The following is a 21,372-nucleotide window of genomic DNA, read 5'->3' on the forward strand; positions in this document are numbered from 1 at the left end:
GCTCAGGCGCCCGGCTTCCAGAACGTCACCTTCTCGTCGAAGTCGGGGCGCGAGCGGTCCTTCTGGGCCTCGCTCGCCGTGCCGATATGGACGATGCCGGCCACGCGCTCCTTCTCCCCGATGCCGAATACCCGCTTCGCGCCCTCGCTGTAGGCCGGCCAGCCGGTGAGCCACACGCCGTCGAAGCCGGCGAGCGTCGCCGCGGTCAACAGGTTCATGCATGCGGCGCCGGCGGACAGGATCTGCTCCCACTCGGGCTTGCGCGCTTCCGGGTCCGCCCGGCTGACGACGATCACCGCGACGGGTGCCGCGGTCAGCGTGGCGGCGGTCTTTTCGATCTGCTTGGCGCGCTTGTCGGCGCTCTCGTCGGGATTTTCGCCGTCATAGACCGCGCCGAGCCGGCGCGCGGCCTCGTGGCGGGCGTCGCCCGCGAGCACGATGAACCGCCACGGCTCCAGCTTGCCGTGGTCGGGCACCCGCATGGCGATCGTAATGAGACGCCGCAGCATGTCCGCGTCGGGCCCCGGCTCCGCCAGCAGCAGCGGCGCGGCCGAACGGCGGCGCTCAAGCCGCTTCAACCGCTTCGACACTTTTTCCAGCACGCTCTCGTCCACCAAATCCCTGCCCTTTCCCTAAAGCATCAAACCGAAAAGTGGGCACCGCATTTTGGATAAGTTTGATGCGTAAACAAGAAGATAGCGCGGCGGTGGTTCATATTTTCTGTCCGCCGCGCCACAAACCCGCGCCGCCCAATAAAAAAGGCGGCAAGCGCCGCCTTCGCAACCGCCATGCGGCAGGTGTCACCGCCCGGCGGCGGCGCGCAGGTCGTGCAGTTGCACCAGCTTGTCGGAAGCCTTCTGCTTCTCCTCGATGGTCTTGGCATCGCGGATATCCTCTTCGGCATCGCGAATCTGCGCCTCGACCGAGGCCACGTCGATCTCCTCGACGGGGACGGCGTATTCGGCCAGCACGGTGAGGCCGGCAGGATTGACGTCGACGAAGCCGCCGCGCACGAACAGGCGGCGCGCGGTCTTCTGGTCGTCACGGATGGTGACGACGCCGGGCTTCAGCACCGCCATCAGCGGCGCATGGCCGGCAAGCACCGTCATCTCGCCGCTGACGGAAGGCACCGTGGCGCTCTCGGCCTGACCGGCGAACAGCAAATTTTCAGGCGAGACCAGCTCGACATGAAAGGTAGTCATGACGGTACTCCCGACCTCTCTCCAGCGCGCGGGGCGCGGACGCGCCCCACCATATCACGATAGCCTCGCACCGTCCCGGATCAGGCGGCTTCGGTGGAGAGCTTCTGCGCCTTCTCGACCGCCTGCTCGATGGTGCCGACCATGTAGAAGGCCGATTCCGGCAGGTGGTCGTACTTGCCCTCGACGAGGCCCTTGAAGCCCTTGATCGTGTCCTCAAGGCTGACCAGCACGCCCGGCGAACCGGTGAACACCTCGGCGACGTGGAACGGCTGCGACAGGAAGCGCTCGATCTTGCGGGCGCGGGCGACGGTGAGCTTGTCCTCTTCGGACAGCTCGTCGATGCCCAGGATGGCGATGATGTCCTGCAGGGACTTGTAGCGCTGCAGCACCTGCTGCACCGAACGGGCGACGCCGTAGTGCTCCTCGCCCACGACCAGGGGCGACAGGATGCGCGATGTGGAGTCGAGCGGGTCGACCGCGGGATAGATGCCCTTCTCGGCGATGGCGCGCGAGAGCACGGTGGTGGCGTCGAGGTGGGCGAACGAGGTGGCCGGCGCCGGATCGGTCAGGTCGTCGGCGGGCACGTAGATGGCCTGCACCGAGGTGATCGAGCCCTTGGTGGTGGTGGTGATGCGCTCCTGCAGCGCGCCCATGTCGGTGGCGAGCGTCGGCTGATAACCCACCGCCGACGGGATGCGGCCGAGAAGCGCCGACACTTCCGAACCCGCCTGGGTGAAGCGGAAGATGTTGTCGACGAAGAACAGCACGTCCTGGCCCTGATCGCGGAAGTGCTCGGCGACGGAAAGGCCGGTCAGCGCCACGCGGGCGCGCGCGCCCGGCGGCTCGTTCATCTGGCCGTAGACCAGCGCGCACTTGGAGCCGACGGCCGAACCATTGTTTTCCTTGGGATCGACGTTCACCTTCGAGTCGATCATCTCATAGTAGAGATCGTTACCCTCGCGGGTGCGCTCGCCGACACCGGCAAACACCGAGTAGCCGCCGTGCGCCTTGGCGATGTTGTTGATCAGCTCCTGGATGAGCACCGTCTTGCCGACGCCCGCGCCGCCGAACAGGCCGACCTTGCCGCCGCGCGAATAGGGCGCGAGCAGGTCGATGACCTTGATGCCGGTGACGAGGATCTGCGCTTCCGTGGACTGCTCCGCATAGCTCGGCGCGGGCTGGTGGATGGGGCGGTAATCCTCCGCCTCCACCGGACCGGCCTCGTCCACCGGCTCGCCGATGACGTTGAGGATGCGCCCGAGCGTCCCGTTGCCCACCGGCACCTTGATCGGCCCGCCGGTGTCCCGCACCTCCTGGCCGCGCACCAGACCCTCGGTCGTGTCCATCGAGATGGTGCGGACAGTGTTCTCGCCGAGCTGCTGCGCCACTTCGAGCACCAGCCGCTGGCCACGGTTGGTGGTCTCCAGCGCATTCAGGATCTCGGGCAGCTGGCCGTCGAACTGCACGTCGACAACCGCGCCGATCACCTGTGTGACGCGGCCGATATTTTTAGCCGAAGAAACATTAACCATGGTGCAGCTCCGTCCGAGCCCGTCCGGGCCTCTCATACTTCCAACACACGGGCGCCGGCTCTCGCGGCAACGCCCCAGATTCCATTGTTCGGGAGCGCCGCGCGCACCCGCTCGGATCGCCGGTCAGATCGCTTCTGCGCCGGAGATGATCTCGATCAGTTCCTTGGTGATGATCGCCTGACGCGACCTGTTGTAGATCAGCGTCTGCTTCCTGATCATCTCACCCGCGTTGCGGGTGGCGTTGTCCATGGCCGACATGCGCGCGCCCTGTTCGGAAGCGGCGTTCTCCAGCAGCGCCCGGAAGACCTGCACCGAGACGTTGCGCGGCAGCAGCGTCTCGAGGATCTCCTCCTCGTTCGGCTCATAGGAGTAGACGGCCTCGACGTCGCCGTTCTTCGTCCGCTCCGGCAGCTGCGCGGGGATGATCTGCTGGGCGGTCGGGATCTGCGAGATCACCGACCGGAACTGCGAGTAGAACAGCGTCGCGACGTCGAACTCGCCGGCCTCGTAGGCGGCGATCAGCTTCTTGCCGAGCCGGTCGGCCACGTCGAACGTCAGCGTCTTGACGTCGCGCAGCTCGATGGATTCGATGATATAGTCGCCATACTGGCGGCGCAGGATGTCCGCGCCCTTCTTGCCCACCGTGATGATCTTGATCGTCTTGCCCTGGCTAAGCAGCGACTGGATGTGCTCGCGCGCCAGACGCACGATCGAGGAGTTGAAACCGCCGCACAGCCCGCGCTCGGCGGTGGCGACGATCAGGAGATGGACGTCGCTCTTGCCCGTGCCGGCGATCAGCGGCGGCGCGCCCTCGCCCGGCCCGATGCCCCCGGCCAGGTTGGCGAGCACGCGGTCGATCCGCTCGGCGAAGGGCCGCGCGGCCTCGGCCGCGAGCTGGGCGCGGCGAAGCTTCGCCGCAGCCACCATCTGCATGGCCTTGGTGATCTTCTGCGTCGCCTTCACGGAGGCGATGCGGTTACGCAGATCCTTCAAGCTCGGCATGGTTGCGCCTGTCTCCCTCGCGGGCCGCGGCCCAAGGCCACGACCCGGATCCCGTACCCGATCAGTTGAACGTGCGGACGAACTCTTCGACCGCGGCCTTCAGCTTGGCGGCCGTCGCATCCGTGAGGTCCTTGGTCACGCGGATGTCTTCCAGGATATCGGCATGCTTCGACCGCAGGGCGGCGAGCAGGCCGTCCTCGAACGCGCGCACCTTCGCCACCGGAATGACGTCGAGATAGCCGTTGACGCCGGCATAGATCACGACGACCTGCTCCTCGTTCTTGAGCGGCGAGAATTGCGACTGCTTCAGGAGCTCGGTCAGGCGCGCGCCGCGGTTCAGCAGGCGCTGGGTCGCGGCGTCGAGGTCCGAGCCGAACTGGGCGAACGCCGCCATCTCGCGGTACTGGGCGAGCTCGCCCTTGATCTTGCCGGCAACCTTCTTCATCGCCTTGGTCTGGGCGGAGGAGCCCACGCGCGACACCGACAGGCCGACGTTCACCGCCGGGCGAATGCCCTGGTAGAACAGGTCCGTCTCAAGGAAGATCTGGCCGTCGGTGATCGAGATCACGTTGGTCGGGATGTAGGCCGACACGTCGTTGGCCTGCGTCTCGATGATCGGCAGCGCCGTCAGCGAGCCGAGGCCGTTGTCCTCGTTGAGCTTGGCGGCGCGCTCCAGCAGGCGGGAGTGCAGGTAGAACACGTCGCCGGGATAGGCCTCGCGTCCGGGCGGACGGCGCAGCAGCAGCGACATCTGGCGGTAGGCGACGGCCTGTTTCGACAGGTCGTCGAACACGATCACGGCATGCAGGCCGTTATCACGGAAATACTCGCCGATGGCCGCGCCCGCGAACGGGGCGATGTACTGCAGCGGCGCGGGGTCGGAGGCGGTCGCGGCGACGACGATCGAATATTCGAGCGCGCCGTGCTCCTCCAGCACCTTCACGAACTGGGCGACGGTGGAGCGCTTCTGGCCGACGGCGACATAGACGCAGTAGAGCTTCGCCTTCTCGTCGTCACCCTGGTTGATCGGCTTCTGGTTGAGGATCGTGTCGAGCGCCACGGCGGTCTTGCCGGTCTGGCGGTCGCCGATGATCAGCTCGCGCTGACCGCGGCCGATCGGGATCAACGCGTCGATGGCCTTGAGGCCCGTCGCCATCGGCTCGTGCACCGACTTGCGCGGAATGATGCCGGGCGCCTTGACGTCGACCTGGCGGCGCTCCGTCGCCTCGATCGGACCCTTGCCGTCGATCGGGTTGCCGAGGCCGTCCACGACGCGGCCGAGCAGGCCACGGCCGACCGGAACGTCCACGATCGAGCCCGTGCGCTTGACGGTCTCGCCTTCCGAGATGTCGCGGTCGTTGCCGAACACCACGACGCCGACGTTGTCGGTCTCGAGGTTGAGCGCCACGCCGCGCACGCCCGATTCGAACACCACCGTCTCGCCGGCCTGGACGTTGTCCAGACCATAGACGCGGGCGATGCCGTCGCCCACCGAGAGAACCTGGCCGACCTCTGTGACCTCGGCCTCATGACCGAAGTTCTTGATCTGCTCCTTGAGAATTGCGGAAATCTCCGCCGCACGGATGCTCATCAGCCGACCTCTTTCAACGCGAGACGGATAGAATTGAGTTTATAACGCAGGCTCGCGTCGACCAGGCGACTGCCGAGCTTGACGATGATCCCGCCGAGAATGGCGGGGTTGACCTTGACGTCGAGAACGATCTCGCCACCCTTCGCGGCGCCCGCAAGAGACGTCCTGATCTCCTCGAGCACCTTCGCCGACGGCTCCTCGGCGAGCGTCACCTCGGCGCGCACGACGCCGCGGCTCTCGGCCACGAGCGCCTTGTAGGCCTTGATGATCTCCTGAACGAGGAAGAGACGGCGCTTGGAGGCGACGAGCCGGATGAAGTTGCCCGCCAGGCCGCCGATGCCGGCCTTGTCGAGAACGGCGCTGATGGCGGCGAGCTGCTGCTCGGCCGTGAACACCGGCACCCGCACGAGCCGCGCCAGATCCGCGCTCTCGGCGACGAGGGCGTCGAACCGATCGAGGTCGGCGCTGACGGCGTCGATGTTCTTTTCTTCAGCCGCCAGCTCGAACAGCGCGGTGGCATAGCGTCCCGCGACGCCGGAAACGATCGATCCGCCTTGTGACACGGGCCCCTCTCCGGTTGATCGAGAGGATATGGCGCAACAGACCCGCAAGGGTCACCGCACACATCCGCTCGCCTGCAAACTCTGTGGTGGGAACGGGAACGCGGTCCGCTTTCCCGTTGATTGGGCGTGCCCTAACATAGGCTTGAGCGCCGCGCAACCCGGCATGTCACAATCCGGCCACTTCGTTGCACACGCGCCACGCCCGGCCTGTCCCGCCCCCCGCTTCAGCCCGCGCGCGGGCGGGCGCCGAAAAGGGCGGAGCCCACGCGCACATGGGTTGCGCCGAGCATCACCGCCTGTTCGAAATCGCCGCTCATGCCCATGGACAACGCCTTGATACCGTTTCTTCCGGCGATCCTGCGCAGCAGCGCGAAATGCGGCGACGGCGGCTCGTCGACCGGGGGAATGCACATCAGCCCGCGGATCTCCAGCCCGTGTTCCTCGCGGCATTCGCGGATGAAGGAATCGGCGAGCTGCGGCGTGACGCCTGCTTTCTGCGGCTCCTCGCCGGTGTTGATCTGGATGAACAGATCGGGCAGGGGCGCGCCGCCCCGACCGTCCCGCTCTCTGGCGAATTCCCTGGCCAGCTCCTTTGCCAGCGAAGGGCGGTCGAGCGCATGGATGGCGTCGAACAGCGTCACGGCGTCGCGTACCTTGTTGGTCTGCAGCGGCCCGATCAGGTGCAGCCGCACATCGGGAAAGTCGCGCTTCAGCGCCGGCCATTTCTCCTTCGCCTCCTGCACGCGATTCTCGCCGAACACGCGCTGGCCCGCTTCGAGCAGGGGCCGAATCGCCTCCGGCCCGAACGTCTTCGACACCGCGATCAGGGTCACGTCGTCGGGATCGCGCCCCTCTTCCCGGGCGGCGCGGGCGATGGCATCCCGCACCGCAGCGAGGCGCTCGGCCGCCGAATGCCCATTGCCCGCAAGCCCGGTGCCCGAATGGGCGGCGAGGTCATCCGGCCTGTCATTCATCGGATTGGTGTCCTGTCTGCATCGGTTCCCCGTCATTTGCTCCGCGGGCCCTTCCAGCATGCGGCGGAACACTGACAGCACGTTGACGGCATCGCCCATTCGTGCCCTAGTCCTGCGCGACATGCGCCGCGCTTCCGCCGCAGACGGAAGTCTTATTGTGCGGGAGCAGCGTTTTCATGCGGCCCGGCGGCCGCTACGATGTGCGACAGCGGATTCCAGATAGCAAGACCAAGAGTCGGACCAAGATAGCAGACCATGAGTGCGGACCAAGCGAATACGGAACGGTATAACCCCAAGGACGTCGAGCCCCGGTGGCGCGCAGCCTGGGAGGCGAAAGGGCTTTTCCGCACCCGCAACGACGACGCGCGTCCGCCCTATTACGTGCTGGAGATGTTTCCGTATCCGTCGGGGCGCATCCACATGGGCCATGTCCGCAACTACACGATGGGCGACGTGGTGGCGCGCTACAAGCGGGCGAAGGGCTTCAACGTGCTGCACCCCATGGGCTGGGACGCCTTCGGCATGCCGGCCGAGAACGCCGCCATGGAAAACAAGGTCCATCCGGCGCAATGGACCTACGCCAACATCGCCGCGATGCGCAAGCAGCTCCAGTCCATGGGCCTGTCGCTCGACTGGAGCCGCGAGTTCGCCACCTGCGACCCCGCCTATTACAAGCACCAGCAGAAGCTGTTCCTCGATTTCCTCAAGGCCGGCCTCGTCGACCGCAAGACCGCCAAGGTCAACTGGGACCCGGTGGACCATACCGTGCTCGCCAACGAGCAGGTCATCGACGGGCGCGGCTGGCGCTCGGGCGCGCTCGTCGAACAGCGCGAGCTGACCCAGTGGTTCCTGAAGATCACCGACTACGCCGAAGATCTCAACGCCGCTCTCGACACCCTCGACCGCTGGCCGGAGAAGGTGCGCCTCATGCAGCGCAACTGGATCGGCCGCTCCGAGGGCCTGGCGCTGCGCTTCGCGCTCGATCCCTCCGGCACGCCGGCGGGCTTCGACGAGGTCGAGGTCTACACCACCCGCCCCGACACGCTGTTCGGCGCGCGCTTCCTCGCCATCTCGGCCGACCATCCGCTCGCGAAGGCGCTGGCGGCGGACAACGCTGCGCTCGCCGCCTTCATCGACGAATGCCACCATATGGGTACCGCCGCCGAGGCGCTGGAGAAGGCGGAGAAGAAGGGCTTCGACACCGGCCTTTCCGTGCTGCATCCCTTCGATTCGGGCTGGAAGCTGCCGGTCTATGTGGCGAATTTCGTGCTCATGGACTACGGCACCGGCGCCGTGTTCGGCTGCCCGGCGCACGACCAGCGCGACCTCGACTTCTCCAACGCCTACGGGCTCGGCAACACGCCCGTCGTCTGCCCGCCGGGCTTCCTTTCGCCGGGCGTCGATCCGGCGACCTTCGTCATCACCGATACGGCCTTCACCGATGACGGGGTGCTGATCAACTCGCGCTTCCTCGACGGTCTGACCATCGCGCAGGCCAAGGAGGAGGTTGCCGCGCGGCTGGAGAAGGAGATACGGGGCGGCGCGCCCGTCGCTGTCCGCAAGGTCAACTTCCGCCTGCGCGACTGGGGCATCTCGCGCCAGCGCTACTGGGGTTGCCCGATCCCGGTCATCCATTGCGAGACGTGCGGCCCGGTGCCGGTTCCGGACAGCGACCTGCCGGTGAAGCTGCCCGAGGACGTGACCTTCGACATGCCCGGCAACCCGCTCGACCGGCACCCGACGTGGAAGCACGTGGCCTGCCCGCAGTGTGGTGCGCAGGCGCGGCGCGAGACCGACACCATGGACACGTTCGTCGATTCGTCCTGGTACTTCGTCCGCTTCACCGACCCGCGGAACGAGGCGGCGCCGACCGACCCCGCGGTCGCCGACCACTGGCTGCCGGTGGACCAGTACATCGGCGGCATCGAGCACGCCATCCTGCACCTCCTGTATTCCCGCTTCTTCAGCCGCGCCATGGCGGCGACGGGGCATCTGGCAGTGAAGGAACCGTTCGCCGGCCTCTTCACCCAGGGCATGGTCGTGCACGAGACCTACCGCGACGCGAGCCGCGCGTGGGTCGAGCCGGCGCAGGTGCGTTTCGAGACCGGCGAGGGCGACGTGCGGCGCGCCTTCCACATCGGCACCGGCGAGCCGGTCGAGATCGGCTCGATCGAGAAGATGTCGAAGTCGAAGAAGAACGTCATCGACCCGGACGAGATCATCGGCACGTTCGGGGCCGACACCGCGCGCTGGTTCATGCTCTCCGATTCGCCGCCCGAGCGCGACTTCATCTGGACGGAGGAAGGCGTGCAGGGCGCGCACCGCTTCGTGCAGCGCCTGTGGCGGCTGGTGCAGGAGGCGGCGCATCTCTCCGCGACCGACGGCGTCGGTGACGAGGCGGCGGCGCTCGGGCTGCGCAAGGCCGCCCACCGCGCCGTGATCGTCGTGGAGGAGGACATCGAGCGTCTGCGCTTCAACCGCGCCGTGGCGCAGATCTACGAACTCGCCAACGCCCTGCAGGATGCACTGGTGCCCGCCCGCAAGGCCGGCGCGAGCCCGGCGCTGGTCGCGGCGGTGCGCGAGGCAGCGGGCTTCCTGACGCAGATCTCAGCCCCCATGATGCCGCATCTCGCCGAGGAATGCTGGACGGCGCTCGGCAACGAGGGCTTCGTGGCGCAGGCGCCGTGGCCGGCGGCCGACCGCGCGCTCACGGTGGAGGATGTGATATCCTTGCCCGTGCAGGTGAACGGCAAGAAGCGCGCCGACATCGAAATCGCGCGCGACGCCGACGAGGCCAGCATCGAGGCGGCGGTTCTGGCGCTCGACGCCGTCCAGCGCGCGGCGGAAGGACGGCCCGTGCGCAAGATCATCATCGTCCCGCAGAGGATCGTCAATGTCGTGGTCTGACAATCTCCGCCTTCTGCCCCGGCTTGCGGCCGCCGTCATCCTGGCCGCCGCGCTCAGCGGCTGCTTCCGGCCGCTGCACGGCGTGTCGCAGGACGGCACGCGCGTGCAGGACAAGCTCGCGGGCATCGAGGTCGCGACCATCAACCCCGGCAATCACGACAACTCCCGCATGGCCTACTACACGCAGTCGGAGCTGACCTACCGCCTCTCGGGCGGCGCGCCGGACAAGGCGCCCAAGCAGTTCCGGCTGGAGACGACGGTGCGGGAATCGGTGACCTCGACCATCGTCAACACCTCGACGGGCAACGCCGAGGCCGCGCTGCTGACGGGCCGGGCCGATTTCCGCCTGCTGCCGGCGGGCGGCGGCGAGCCGCTCTATGCAGGGGAGGCGGTCGCGTCGTCGGCCTATGACCGCACCCCCCAGCGCTTCGCTTCGCTCAGGGCCGCGCGCGATGCGCAGATCCGCGTGGCGCAGGCGCTTGCGGATCAGATGCATACCCGCCTCGCGGCCCAGTTCGCCGCCGGCAAGATCGCCGCGGGGCCCTGACCGGATGGTTGCCGTCAAGGCGGGCGACGTCGAGCGCGTGCTGGCGAGCCCCGATCCCAAAGCGGCCGTGTTCCTCATCTACGGCCCGGACACAGGCCTCGTCTCCGAGCGCGCCAGGCGTCTGGCGGACGGCGCCGTCGACGATCCCGCCGATCCGTTCCAGATGGTGCGGCTCGATGGCGACGAGGTCGCGGCCGATCCCCTGCGGCTGCTCGATGAAGCGAACACCATCGGCCTCTTCGGCGGCCGGCGGGCAATTCGCGTCGGCGCCACCAGCCGCAACCTCGCGCCCGCGCTCACGCCGCTGCTCGCCGCCCCGCCGCAGGATGCCGTGGTCGTGGTGGAAGCGGGCGACCTGCAGCGTTCGTCGCCGCTGCGCACGCTCTGCGAACGCTCGCCCACCGCGCTCGCCATTCCCTGCTACGCCGACGGCGCGCGCGAGATCGGCGGCCTGATCGACAGCACGATGCGCGAGCACGGCCTCGCCATCGAGCGCGACGCGCGGGCGGCGCTCATGTCCCTGCTCGGAGCCGACCGGGTGGCGAGCCGGGCGGAACTCGACAAGCTCGCGCTCTATGCGCGCGGCGCCAGCGAGGTGACGCTGGCGGACGTGCACGCCGTCGTCGGCGATGTCTCGGCGCTCGCCGTGGATGCGGTGGTGGACGCGGCGTTCGGCGGCGATCTGCCCGCCCTCGATCACGCCTTCACCCGCCTGATGGGTGAAGGCTTCGACGCCGGGGTGCTGCTCGGCTTCGTGCTGCGCCACGCCCTCGCGCTTGCCCGCGCCCGCCACGCCATCGAGGCGGGCGGGGAGACGCCCTCATCGGCAATGGAGGGCATGCGTGCGCTGCACTTCAAGCGCAAGGCCGCCGTCGAGCGCCACCTGCGGCTGTGGACCGGCGCGGACCTGACACGCATCGTCCGCGAGCTGGGAACGGCCACCGCGAACACCCGCCGCAATGCGGCGCTGGCGCCGGAACTGGCGCAGAAGACGCTGTGGACCATCGCGCTCGGTGCCAGACGGGCGGCGGCGCGCGGCTGATCCGCTAGGGCATCAAACCAAAGAATGGATACCGCTTTTTGGACAAATTTGATGCACAAACAAAGAGATAGAGCAAAATGGCGATTCAGGTTTAATGCATTTTGCTCTACCGCCTCAGCGCCAGCGGATTGTCGGTCAGCGCGGCCGCATCCGGACCGTCGACACGGGGCTCGCCGGTGAAGGCGCTCCATAGCCGGCGCACGAAGGCCTCGTCGAGATCGCGCAGGATGAACACCAGCCGCGTCGTGTGATCGCCATCCGGCCAGGCGGGCAGCGTCACGGGCGCGTGGAACAGGTGCTGCACGCCCTGCACCACGACGGGGTGGCCGGGGTCGTCGGCGAGCTTCACGATACCCTTGACGCGCAGCAGATTCGGCCCGTGGGCCGAACGCAGCAGATCGAGAAACGCCTCGAACCGGCCGCGTCCGATCGCCTCGGGCGTCGAGAGGCAGAACGCGCGGATGCGCGCATCATGCCGGTTCACATCATGGTGATGATGGTCGTGGTCGTGGTCATGATCATGGTGGCCGTGATGGTGATGATCGTGATCGTGATCGTGCGGGTCGTTGAACGACTCGGCGCTCAGCCAGCCGCGCACGTCGGCGATCTTGCCGTCGATGTCGTAGAGCCCGGCGTCAAGCAGCCGCGCCGCCGCCGCTTCGCCCTGCGCCGCGTCGAGGACGGGCGCGCCGGGATTGAGGCGGCGCAGGCGGGCGCGCAAGGCCTCCACCCGCGCATCGCCGGCGAGCAGATCGGTCTTGGTCAGCACCAGCCTGTCCGCGACGGCGGCCTGCTTGACCGCTTCCGGGTGGGTGTCGAGCGTATGCGCGCCGTTGACCGCGTCCACGAGCGTGACCACCCCGTCGAGCGCGAAGCGCAGGCCGAGATAGGGATGGTAGATGAGCGTGTGCAGGATCGGGGCCGGATCCGCAAGGCCGGTGGTCTCGATCACCACGCGCTTGAAGGGCGCGATACGGCCGTTGTCGCGCCGGCGCAGCAGGTCTTCGAGGGTGGCGACCAGATCGCCGCGAATCGAGCAGCACAGGCAACCGGAGGCCAGCAGCAACATCCCCTCGTCGGCGCTCTCCACCAGCAGGTGGTCGAGGCCGATCTCGCCGAACTCGTTGATGATCACCACCGTCTCGGCAAGGGCGGGATCCTTCAGGAGCCGGTTGAGCAGCGTCGTCTTGCCGGCGCCGAGAAAGCCGGTGATCACGACGAGCGGCAAAGGTGGGAGAGGGCCCGTCGGCCGGGGCGCGGATGATGTCGATGAAAGGGTCATTGTCGTCTCGATCTGCCGGCGCGGCCGATCCTGCCAACAGGCCTCGCCCGGATAACGATGGAAGATGGCCTTGAAGCCTGAGGTGCGAACCCGCCCTCCGCCCGCCATTGATCCCCGTGCCCTCAAGGACGCGGCGGCGGCAGGGGCGTGTTATGGACGTTCCGGCGTGCCGGCTGGGTCTTCGAAGGGGTGCCGTGCCCGATGGCGCCCTGCAGCGCGATGGGGGCCGCGCCGTCGAGCGGGACGTCGGCGGGCTCGGGGGCCACGAACGCCTGCGCCGCCTCGGGGACGGGAGGCGCCGCCGGCGTCACCGCCGGGGACGGCGCGACGGCGGGCACGGCAGCGACGTTCCCCGCCTCTCGCGGCGTCTCCCTCGCCGCCTGCTGGGGTGCCCCTCTGGCCGGCCCCGTGAACACGGGAATCGGCGGAATGTCGGCACGCCGGATCAGCGTGCCCGGCTTCTCGCCCTCGACGACGGTCGTGGGACGCCACTGCGCCTCACCGGCAAAGAATGAGTGGACGGACGACCCGTCGGCAGACGCGCTGGCGGCGGCGGTGGCCAGATTGTCGTCATCGACGAGATTGTTGCGGTTGGGCCCGCAGACCGTCTGGCGCAGGTTCGGCGGCGCGGACCGGCTGCCGGTGGGGATATCCTCGACACGGCGCGAGGCGGAGAGCCGTCCGGCAAAGCCGCGGTCGAACAGTTCCGCGGCGCGGATGGTGCGCCGCGCGGCGTTGGGCTCGCCCAGCAGCACGACAATCAGCCGCTTGTTGCCGCGCCGCGCGGTGGCGACGACATTGAAGCCCGAGGCGCAGATGAAGCCGGTCTTCATGCCCTCGGCACCGGGATAGCGACCGATGAGGCCGTTCGTGTTGCGGTGGATCTGCTTGCCGAGCTGCACGCCGCCGATGCCGAAATAGGGCTGGAACTGCGGAAAGTCGGCGAGCAGCGCGCGCGCCAGAATCGCCATGTCGCGGGCGGTCGTGCGCTGGCGCGGGTCCATCAGCCCATGCGGATTGACGAAATTGCTGTCGTTCATGCCGAGCCGGCGCGCCTCGGCGTTCATGGCCGCCGCGAATCCCTCGACGCTGCCGCCGACGCCCTCGGCCAGCACGACGGCGAGGTCGTTGGCGGACTTGACCAGCATCATCTTCAGGATGTTGTCGATGGTGAGCACGGTGCCCGGCTTGAAGCCCATCTTGGAAGGCTGGGTCTTCGCGGCATTGGCCGACACCTTGAACGGCGTGTCGAGCGACAGCCTGCCGGCGCGGATCTGCTTCAGCACGACATACGTGGTCATCAGCTTGGTGACGGACGCCGGATACCAGGGATCGGACGCCTGTTCCTCATACAGGACGCGGCCATTGGCCGCATCCACGAGCAGCGCCGGGCCGGCGCTTGCCGGCGTCGCCAACGGGGCGAGCGACAGCGCAGCGACAAACGCCATCCTGCGCAGTGTCTTGAACATTCCGCGGGTCATCTTATTTCCAGGCTGGCCGTTGCTGCGTTCACGGAGCGGCATGATAGCCGCTTCCGGCGCCATGCCCAAACCGATTCTTGTCCAAACCGATTCTTGCTCGAATCGATTCTTGCCCGACTCAACTCTTGCCCGAACCGTCCGAATGGTCCGGTCATGCCGGATCGCTGCCACCGCATTGCGGCAACGGCATGTCCGCGGGGAAGCGCCTAGGTGGCCTTGCGCGCCGCCTCCTCGGGCGTGAGCGCGGTCACCGCCAGCGCGTGCAGGCCGGCGGCGAACTCCTGCGCCAGCAGGGCGTTCACCTGCCGGTGCCGGTCGACGCGGCTTCTGCCGGCGAAGGCGGAGGCCACGACGCGGATCGCATAGTGGGTCTCGCCGCCCTCGCGCCAACCGCCGTGCCCGACGTGCCGGTGCGATTCATCACGGATCTCCAGAACCTCGGGCAGCAGCGCCGCCTCGAGGATCCGGGCGATCCGGGTCTCTCTGGTGTCGCTTCCGGTCCTCGCGGCGGAAATTTCTTGCCGTGTCATGTTTGTCGCCCCTGTCGTTTTTCGCGATCTCGGTTATCCTCGGATTAGCCATTGTCGTGTTTCATCAGGTCTTGTCCAGCGAGGAGCCCTTCTCCATAAATACGGTCTCATAAACGCACGCTCATGAATCTCAACTCACGCCTTTTCGACCGAATCCGCACCCACCCACGCCGCGCCGAGGACGCCAGTTCCCCGGCGGCGATGACGTGCGAGCATCCGGGATGCACCGAACCGGGCACCTTCCGCGCTCCCAAGGGACGCGGGCAGGAGGGACGGTACTGGCATTTCTGCCTGGAGCACGTGCGCGCCTACAACCAGTCCTACAATTACTTCAACGGCATGAGCGACAGCGACGTCGCCGCCTATCAGAAGGCCGCGGCCACTGGCCACAGGCCGACATGGGCCATGGGCGTGAACCCGGCAACGCGCGAGGGGCTGCGCACCCGGCGCGAAGGGACCGGCAGACCGGGCGCGGACGCCTACGAGATCGACGATTCGTTCGGGCTCTTCGGCGCTCGCCCGCAGCAGCCGCGCAGCGCGCCCGACGATGCCCGCCCGCGCCTGTCGAGCACCGCGGTCCGGGCGCTCGACCAGCTCGGCCTCGACGCCGGCGTCGACGCCGCGACGATCAAGGCGCGCTACAAGCTGCTGGTGAAGCGCTTCCATCCCGATGCCAATGGCGGCGACCGCTCGTTCGAGGAGCGGCTGCAGGAAATCCTGCAGGCCTACAACACGCTCAAGGCCATCGGGCTGGTGTAGAAAGCCCGCCCGCCAAAGCGCCGGCCGGGCAAAATATCGCCGGCAAACCGCGGACAGGGCATTGACGCGGCGGGCGGGAGCGGCTACGTACTCGCATCTGAAATGATCATGGTTTTCCGGTGGCTGCAGATTCTGTGGCGACCGGATCTATTTTTGACCGGCAGGCCTTGGGCTGCGCCGGACGGAGAACGGTTCGATGAAGATTCGCAATTCGCTGAAATCGCTCCGCGCCCGTCATCGCGACAACCAGCTCGTGCGTCGCAAGGGCCGCGTGTACGTCATCAACAAGACCCAGAAGCGCTACAAGGCGCGTCAGGGTTGATGCCTCGTCTCTCGCCGCAAGGCGAAAGCCGATGCATATCCCGAAGGCGGGAGCCACGATATTCTGACGGCCTCCGGATGTTTCCGGGGGCCGTTTTCATTTGATTCCGCCCGGGAATCGATCCGGGGAGCAGCGAGAGCAGCCGCAGGGTGACAAGCCGCCAGCCCGACATTACGCCCGCGCAGACAGGGGCCGCACAGCCCGCGATTGCGCCGCCGCCGGCATACGGGCTGATCTGGCCGGGCAAGGACGAGGCGTGGCGGGAAGCCTCCACGCCCGTCTCCGCGAGGCTCGCCGCGGAGGCCGGCGCGCTGGACGGCAACCTGCTCATCGAGGGCGACAACCTCGACGCCCTGAAGCTGCTGTTGCCGGACTGGCGCGGACGGGTGAAGCTGATCTACATCGACCCGCCCTACAACACAGGCAACCAGCTGCTCTACAAGGACAATTTCCGCATTCCGGGTGCAGCGGACTGGGTGTCGGCCCACGCGGCCTGGCTGTCGATGATGACGCCGCGCCTCCTCCTCGCCCGCGAGATGCTGCGCGAGGACGGCGTGATCTTCATCAGCATCGGCGACGAGGAGCTCGATGCGCTGACCCAGCTCGGGCGGGAGATTTTCGGCAATGACAATTTCTGCGGCCACCTGATCTGGGAGCGCAAGAAGAAGCCCTCGTTCCTCGACGCGCAGATGGGGCGAATCACCGAGTTCATCGTCTGCTTCGCCCGCAACCGCGGCCGGGCGCCGGCGTTCGCCGCCGGCACGGTGACCCAGGGCAAGAAATACCCGTTCAACAACGCCGGCAACGGGCTCAGGGTGCTCACCTTCCCCGCCGGCGCCGTCTCCTTCGGCTGCGGCGACGGCCTCATCCCGGCGCAGGACATGTCAGGGGGCAACATCCGCACCCGGCTTCTAGACCCCGTCGAGGTCGCGGGCGGGGTCAACCGCGACGCCTTCCGGCTGGAAGGCGAATGGCGCTACGCGCAGGACACCCTCGACGCGCTGGTGCGCGAGGGCGCGCGCATCACCATCCGCAAGGCCCCGTTCCGGCCCAATCTCGTCACCTTCTCGACGGCGCGCAAGAAGACGGCGAGCCTGCTCTCCTACCGCACCAACGGCGTGCCCACCAACGAGGACGCCACGGCCGAGCTGCGCCGGCTCTTCGGGGCGGACCTCATGCCCTACCCCAAGCCCTCCGGCCTCATCGCCTATCTCGCGGATCTGGTCACCGGCGACGGCGACGTGGTGATGGACTTCTTCGCCGGCTCCGGCTCCACCGCCCACGGATTGTGGCGCGCCGACAGCGTCCGCGGCATCCGGCGGCGCTTCATTCTGGTGCAGTCGCCCGAGCCCACGCGCCAGCCGCGCGGCAACGGCGGCGGCCAAGGCAGCGACCAGGGCAGCGACAAGATCGGCTGGCGCACGTCGGCTGCCTGGGAGGCCGGCTATCCGACGATCTTCGCCATCGCGCTCGAACGCCTGGAACGGGTGGCGCGGGAGCTTGACGAGGAAGGCGCCAGCGCCGATACGCGCTTTCATGTGCTGCGGGTCGAGGCCCACGAGGCACAGAAACCCCGCCGGCAAGCGGGTGCATCGGCACAAGCAGGGCATAAAATCGCCGCACCGGGATAAAACTGCTGACTCGCCGCCGGGCTTGTCGTATCCATACAACACTGTTGTGCGGATGCATCATGCGTGCGAATCGCCCACCGCCATGATGCGGCGGCCCAAAGATGCCGTCGGGCAAGGCTTATGCCGCCGGGCAGCGCGGCGTCGGCCTCTTTTGACAATGCGGAAACGGTGTGCCTTTGACACAGGTCGCGGACAATCAGCGCAGGCGCGGATCGCGGGTATCGGGCGTGGCCGGCACCTTCGCCGTCGTGCTGGCGCTCGCGTCGGCGCTCGGCACCTTCATGATTCTGGCGGGCCTGACGCCGATCCTGCCCACCCACTCGGTGGTGCTGTGGGCGCTCGTCGGCAACGGCATCCTGGTGGTGGTGCTGATCGGCATCGTCCTGTGGGAAGCCTGGGCCATCGTGCGGGCGCGGCGCGCGGGCGCGGCCGGCGCCGGCATCCATGTGCGCATCGTGTCGCTGTTCAGTCTGGTGGCGGCGTTCCCGGCGGTGCTGGTGGCGCTCGTCGCCTCCGTCACGCTGGAGCGCGGCCTCGACCCCTGGTTCACGAACTCGCTCAAGGCGCTGATCGCCAACACGGCCGAGATCGCGGGTGCCTATCGGGAGAGCCAGTGCCGCAATCTGGTACGCGAAACCGACCTCATGGCCGCCGACCTCAACCGCGCGCTGGTGCTCTACCGGGCGGACCGCAAGCTGTTTCAGGAGTTCCTGCGCTCCCGCGCCATGTTCCTCGGCTTCCCCGTGGCGATGCTGGTGAGGCCCGACGGCACGGTCATCGAGCGTGTCGAGGCCGACAGCAAGGAGCAGCTCCCCGGACCGAGCCAGGAGGACATCGAGGCCGCGAACTCCGACGATCCGGTCTGCCTCATCCCGCAGACGGGCAATCTGTTCCGCTCCATCCTGCGCCTCACGTGGGAGGAAGAGACGATCCTCTACGTCGTGCGCCCGGTCGACCCGCGGGCGGTCGAATTCCCCGCCGTGGCCGAGGTGGGCGTCGCCTATTATCAGGCGCTGGAGGAGAAGAAGATCGGCATCCAGATCGCCTTTGCCTCGATGTTCGCGCTGGTGGCGCTGATCGTGCTCCTGTCGGCGATCTGGTTCGGGTTGAGCCTCGCCAACCGGCTGGTGGCGCCGATACGCCGCCTCATCCACGCCGCCGATCAGGTGGCGAGCGGCAACTTCTACGTGCGCGTGCCGGTGCTCAGGACCGAGGGCGACCTCGGCCACCTCGGCACGACGTTCAACAAGATGACCTCCGAGCTGCGCCGCCAGCACGACGGCCTGCTGGAGGCGAACGAGGTCAACGACCAGCGCCGCCGGTTCACCGAGGCGGTGCTGGCGGGCGTGTCCGCCGGCGTCATCGGCACAGATGCGCAGGGCGTCATCAACATCGTCAACCGTTCGGCGGAGGCGCTGCTCGGCACCCCGGCGGCGCAGCTCGCCGGGCGGCCCGTGGCGGAGGTGATCCCGGAAATCGCGGATCTCGTCGAGGAGGCGCTCGCGAATGCGGCGGCGGCCGACGGCTGGCGGGCGGCCGGCGAGCCGTCCCAGGGCCGGTCGCAGGGGCAGGTGTCGCTGTCGCGCGGCGGCCGCGACCGCATGCTGAACGTGCGCGTCACCAGCGAGCGGGGCAGAAGCGAGCAGGACCTGGGCGAACACAAGGGCTTCGTGATCACGCTCGACGACATCACCGGGCTCGTCGCCGCCCAGCGCACCGCCGCCTGGGCCGATGTGGCGCGCCGCATCGCCCACGAGATCAAGAACCCGCTCACCCCCATCCAGCTTTCGGCCGAGCGCATCAGGCGCAAGTACGGCAAGGTCATCACCGAGGACCGGCAGGTGTTCGACCAGTGCGTCGAGACCATCGTGCGGCAGGTGGACGACATCAAGCGCATGGTGGACGAATTCTCCTCCTTCGCCCGCATGCCCAAGCCCTCGCAGGCCGACGAGGACATCGTCGAGACGGTGCGCCACGTCCTGTTCCTGATGCGGGTCGGATCGCCGGACCTGCAGTTTTCCGATTCGCTGCCGGACAGCCCCCTCGTCGCCCATTTCGACAGGCGTCTGCTGTCGCAGGCGCTGACCAACATCGTCAAGAACGCCACCGAGGCCATCAAGGCCGTGCCCGAGGCCGAGCGCGGCCCCGGCACCGTGCATGTGAGCGTGCGGCAGGAGGCCGGCAACGTCGTCATCGAGGTGACGGACAACGGCAAGGGCTTCCCGCGTGAAAACCGCCAGCGGCTGCTCGAACCCTACATGACCACCCGCGAGGGCGGCACGGGCCTCGGCCTCGCCATCGTGGGCAAGATTCTCGAGGACCACGGCGGCGGCATTCAACTGCTCGACAACCCCGCCGGGCGCGGCGGGCGCGTCGTGCTCTGGCTGCCCCTGGAGGGCACCGACGGCAGACCGGGCGCGAGCACGACCCCGCCATCTTCTAAACCACCACCGCCTGAGGCCGCCCCCTCCCGGGGGATCGGCGACAGCCAACCGGGAGCACGCACATGAGTGCCGATATCCTTATTGTCGATGACGAAGCCGACATCCGGGAACTCGTGGCCGGCATTCTGGAAGATGAGGGGCATCGCACCCGCTCCGCCGGCAGTTCCGACGAGGCGCTCAACGCCATCGAGGCAAGGCGCCCGCATCTCGTCTTCCTCGACATCTGGCTGCAGGGCAGCCGCCTCGACGGGTTGCAGGTGCTCGACATCATCAAGGAGAACAACCCCGAGCTGCCGGTGGTGATGATCTCGGGGCACGGCAACATCGAGACCGCCGTCTCGGCCATCAAGCGCGGCGCCTACGACTTCATCGAGAAGCCGTTCAAGGCGGACCGCCTCGTGCTGGTGGCCGAACGCGCCCTCGAAGCCTCGCGCCTGCGCCGCGAGGTGAAGGACCTGCGCGCCCGCTCCACCCAGGCGAGCCGCATCGTCGGCCATTCCGCCGCCATGAACCAGCTGCGCCAGGTCGTGGAGCGCGTCGCGCCGACGAACGCGCGCGTGCTCATCACGGGCGCGCCCGGCTCCGGCAAGGAGCTCGTCGCCCGCACCATCCACAACGCCTCCAACCGCGCCTCGGCGCCGTTCGTGGTCATCAACGCCGCGACCATCACGCCCGAGACGATGGAGCAGGAGCTGTTCGGCGTCGAGGCCGCGGATGGGCGGGCGCGGCGCATCGGCGCGCTGGAGGAGGCCCACGGCGGCACGCTCTACATCGACGAAGTCGCCGACATGCCGCGCGAGACGCAGAACCGCATCCTGCGCGTGCTGGTCGACCAGAACTTCCAGCGCCTCGGCGGCACCACGCGCGTGCACGTCGACGTGCGCATCATCGCCTCGACCGGGCGCGACCTCGCCCACGAGATCGCCCAGGACCGTTTCCGCGAGGACCTCTATCACCGCCTGAGCGTGATGCCGATCCGCGTGCCATCGCTCGCCGAGCACCGCGAGGACGTGCCGGAGCTGATCGACTTCTTCATGGACCAGATCTCCCAGGCCACCGGCCTGCCCAGGCGCGTCATCGCCGACGACGCCCTCGCCGTGCTGCAATCGCACGACTGGCCCGGGAACGTGCGCCAGCTGCGCAACAACATCGAGCGGCTGATGATCCTCTCCAGCGGCGACCCCGACACCGTGATCTCGACGCAGATGCTGCCGGCGGAGATCGGCACCCTGGTGCCGACCACGCCCACGGGCGCCGGCGGCGAGAAGCTGATGAGCCTGACGCTGCGCGACGCGCGCGAAATTTTCGAGCGCGAGTATCTCGTCGCCCAGATCAACCGTTTCTCGGGCAACGTGTCGCGCACGGCGGAGTTCATCGGCATGGAGCGCTCCGCCCTGCATCGCAAGCTGAAGTCGCTCGGCATCGGCGGATAGCGCAGCGGACGACAGAGCAAAATGCATTGAACCTGAATCGCTATTTTGCTCTGTCCACTTGTTGGCGCATCAAATTCTTCCAAAAAGTGCGCGCACTTTTTGGTTTGATGCTATAGCCGGAGCGGTGACA

Annotated in this window: 18 protein-coding genes; 8 read left to right on the forward strand and 10 right to left on the reverse strand. The window is 67.9% G+C overall.

Annotated features, from left to right (window positions below; translation table 11 throughout):
- Nucleotides 1-2 precede the first annotated feature (2 nt).
- The 7 genes from ACUSIJ_RS17670 to ACUSIJ_RS17700 all read right to left on the reverse strand — a co-directional run bounded on the left by ACUSIJ_RS17670 (nt 3) and on the right by ACUSIJ_RS17700 (nt 6,864).
- On the reverse strand, nt 3-614 hold the full coding sequence (locus tag ACUSIJ_RS17670; RefSeq protein ID WP_449309773.1) for a nitroreductase family protein: 612 nt from the start codon (nt 612-614) through the stop codon (nt 3-5).
- A 186-nt stretch (nt 615-800) separates the two neighbouring features.
- Entirely contained in the window at nt 801-1,202 is a 402-nt protein-coding gene (locus ACUSIJ_RS17675; RefSeq protein ID WP_449309729.1) for a F0F1 ATP synthase subunit epsilon, read from the reverse strand.
- Nucleotides 1,203-1,282: 80 nt separating this feature from the next.
- Entirely contained in the window at nt 1,283-2,734 is a 1,452-nt protein-coding gene (gene atpD, locus ACUSIJ_RS17680; RefSeq protein ID WP_449309730.1) for a F0F1 ATP synthase subunit beta, read from the reverse strand.
- 123 nt (nt 2,735-2,857) lie between these two features.
- A complete protein-coding gene (locus tag ACUSIJ_RS17685) occupies nt 2,858-3,736 on the reverse strand; it encodes a F0F1 ATP synthase subunit gamma (protein WP_449309731.1) in 879 nt (292 codons plus the stop codon).
- A gap of 61 nt (nt 3,737-3,797) precedes the next feature.
- Nucleotides 3,798-5,327, reverse strand: a complete 1,530-nt coding sequence (atpA, locus tag ACUSIJ_RS17690; protein ID WP_449309732.1) for a F0F1 ATP synthase subunit alpha — start codon at nt 5,325-5,327, stop codon at nt 3,798-3,800.
- On the reverse strand, nt 5,327-5,890 hold the full coding sequence (locus tag ACUSIJ_RS17695) for a F0F1 ATP synthase subunit delta (protein WP_449309733.1): 564 nt from the start codon (nt 5,888-5,890) through the stop codon (nt 5,327-5,329). The genes atpA and ACUSIJ_RS17695 overlap by 1 nt, the downstream gene beginning before the upstream one ends.
- 224 nt (nt 5,891-6,114) lie before the next feature.
- Nucleotides 6,115-6,864: a YggS family pyridoxal phosphate-dependent enzyme gene (locus ACUSIJ_RS17700; protein WP_449309734.1), complete on the reverse strand. Its 750-nt coding sequence runs from the start codon at nt 6,862-6,864 to the stop codon at nt 6,115-6,117.
- Nucleotides 6,865-7,119: 255 nt separating this feature from the next.
- Here ACUSIJ_RS17700 and leuS point away from each other — a divergent pair, with 255 nt between their 5' ends.
- From leuS to holA, 3 genes are read left to right on the forward strand one after another with little or no spacing between them, the layout of a single operon-like run.
- Entirely contained in the window at nt 7,120-9,771 is a 2,652-nt protein-coding gene (gene leuS, locus ACUSIJ_RS17705) for a leucine--tRNA ligase (RefSeq protein WP_449309735.1), read from the forward strand.
- Nucleotides 9,758-10,318: an LPS assembly lipoprotein LptE gene (gene lptE / locus ACUSIJ_RS17710; protein ID WP_449309736.1), complete on the forward strand. Its 561-nt coding sequence runs from the start codon at nt 9,758-9,760 to the stop codon at nt 10,316-10,318. The genes leuS and lptE overlap by 14 nt, the downstream gene beginning before the upstream one ends.
- Before the next feature lie 4 nt (nt 10,319-10,322).
- Complete coding sequence (gene holA / locus ACUSIJ_RS17715; RefSeq protein WP_449309737.1) at nt 10,323-11,360, forward strand: DNA polymerase III subunit delta; 1,038 nt, start codon at nt 10,323-10,325, stop codon at nt 11,358-11,360.
- Between the two features lie 106 nt (nt 11,361-11,466).
- On the opposite strand, the gene ACUSIJ_RS17720 is transcribed toward holA, so the two are convergent.
- The 3 genes from ACUSIJ_RS17720 to ACUSIJ_RS17730 form a co-directional block, all read right to left on the reverse strand.
- Nucleotides 11,467-12,642 (reverse strand): CobW family GTP-binding protein, encoded by a 1,176-nt coding sequence (locus ACUSIJ_RS17720; RefSeq protein ID WP_449309738.1) that lies wholly within the window; start codon nt 12,640-12,642, stop codon nt 11,467-11,469.
- A 122-nt stretch (nt 12,643-12,764) separates the two neighbouring features.
- Nucleotides 12,765-14,123, reverse strand: coding sequence for a D-alanyl-D-alanine carboxypeptidase family protein (locus ACUSIJ_RS17725; RefSeq protein ID WP_449309739.1), 1,359 nt, complete (start codon nt 14,121-14,123; stop codon nt 12,765-12,767).
- Between the two features lie 206 nt (nt 14,124-14,329).
- Complete coding sequence (locus ACUSIJ_RS17730) at nt 14,330-14,653, reverse strand: BolA family protein (RefSeq protein ID WP_449309740.1); 324 nt, start codon at nt 14,651-14,653, stop codon at nt 14,330-14,332.
- Nucleotides 14,654-14,776: 123 nt separating this feature from the next.
- Between ACUSIJ_RS17730 and ACUSIJ_RS17735 the strand changes: the two genes are divergently transcribed.
- The 5 genes from ACUSIJ_RS17735 (at nt 14,777) to ntrX (ending at nt 21,242) form a co-directional block, all read left to right on the forward strand.
- A complete protein-coding gene (locus tag ACUSIJ_RS17735; RefSeq protein WP_449309741.1) occupies nt 14,777-15,412 on the forward strand; it encodes a J domain-containing protein in 636 nt (211 codons plus the stop codon).
- Between the two features lie 196 nt (nt 15,413-15,608).
- Nucleotides 15,609-15,734, forward strand: a complete 126-nt coding sequence (gene ykgO / locus ACUSIJ_RS17740) for a type B 50S ribosomal protein L36 (protein ID WP_449309742.1) — start codon at nt 15,609-15,611, stop codon at nt 15,732-15,734.
- 149 nt (nt 15,735-15,883) lie between these two features.
- Nucleotides 15,884-17,365, forward strand: coding sequence for a site-specific DNA-methyltransferase (locus ACUSIJ_RS17745; protein WP_449309743.1), 1,482 nt, complete (start codon nt 15,884-15,886; stop codon nt 17,363-17,365).
- 170 nt (nt 17,366-17,535) lie between these two features.
- Complete coding sequence (locus ACUSIJ_RS17750; RefSeq protein WP_449309744.1) at nt 17,536-19,875, forward strand: ATP-binding protein; 2,340 nt, start codon at nt 17,536-17,538, stop codon at nt 19,873-19,875.
- Nucleotides 19,872-21,242 carry a nitrogen assimilation response regulator NtrX gene (gene ntrX, locus ACUSIJ_RS17755; protein WP_449309745.1) on the forward strand — a complete coding sequence of 457 codons (1,371 nt, stop codon included), beginning with the start codon at nt 19,872-19,874 and terminating at the stop codon, nt 21,240-21,242. The genes ACUSIJ_RS17750 and ntrX overlap by 4 nt, the downstream gene beginning before the upstream one ends.
- Nucleotides 21,243-21,372 lie beyond the last annotated feature (130 nt).

Source organism: Pseudochelatococcus sp. B33, from assembly GCF_053570585.1.

What these genes read in the sequence shown, in the direction of transcription:
- ACUSIJ_RS17735 (WP_449309741.1), top strand. Translation starts at nt 14,777, where the DNA reads ATGAATCTCAACTCACGCCTTTTCGACCGAATCCGCACCCACCCACGC.
- ACUSIJ_RS17700 (WP_449309734.1), bottom strand. Translation starts at nt 6,864, where the DNA reads ATGAATGACAGGCCGGATGACCTCGCCGCCCATTCGGGCACCGGGCTT.
- ACUSIJ_RS17725 (WP_449309739.1), bottom strand. Translation starts at nt 14,123, where the DNA reads ATGACCCGCGGAATGTTCAAGACACTGCGCAGGATGGCGTTTGTCGCT.
- lptE (WP_449309736.1), top strand. Translation starts at nt 9,758, where the DNA reads ATGTCGTGGTCTGACAATCTCCGCCTTCTGCCCCGGCTTGCGGCCGCC.
- ACUSIJ_RS17730 (WP_449309740.1), bottom strand. Translation starts at nt 14,653, where the DNA reads ATGACACGGCAAGAAATTTCCGCCGCGAGGACCGGAAGCGACACCAGA.
- holA (WP_449309737.1), top strand. Translation starts at nt 10,323, where the DNA reads ATGGTTGCCGTCAAGGCGGGCGACGTCGAGCGCGTGCTGGCGAGCCCC.
- leuS (WP_449309735.1), top strand. Translation starts at nt 7,120, where the DNA reads ATGAGTGCGGACCAAGCGAATACGGAACGGTATAACCCCAAGGACGTC.
- ACUSIJ_RS17685 (WP_449309731.1), bottom strand. Translation starts at nt 3,736, where the DNA reads ATGCCGAGCTTGAAGGATCTGCGTAACCGCATCGCCTCCGTGAAGGCG.
- atpD (WP_449309730.1), bottom strand. Translation starts at nt 2,734, where the DNA reads ATGGTTAATGTTTCTTCGGCTAAAAATATCGGCCGCGTCACACAGGTG.
- ACUSIJ_RS17675 (WP_449309729.1), bottom strand. Translation starts at nt 1,202, where the DNA reads ATGACTACCTTTCATGTCGAGCTGGTCTCGCCTGAAAATTTGCTGTTC.
- ykgO (WP_449309742.1), top strand. Translation starts at nt 15,609, where the DNA reads ATGAAGATTCGCAATTCGCTGAAATCGCTCCGCGCCCGTCATCGCGAC.
- ntrX (WP_449309745.1), top strand. Translation starts at nt 19,872, where the DNA reads ATGAGTGCCGATATCCTTATTGTCGATGACGAAGCCGACATCCGGGAA.
- atpA (WP_449309732.1), bottom strand. Translation starts at nt 5,327, where the DNA reads ATGAGCATCCGTGCGGCGGAGATTTCCGCAATTCTCAAGGAGCAGATC.
- ACUSIJ_RS17720 (WP_449309738.1), bottom strand. Translation starts at nt 12,642, where the DNA reads ATGACCCTTTCATCGACATCATCCGCGCCCCGGCCGACGGGCCCTCTC.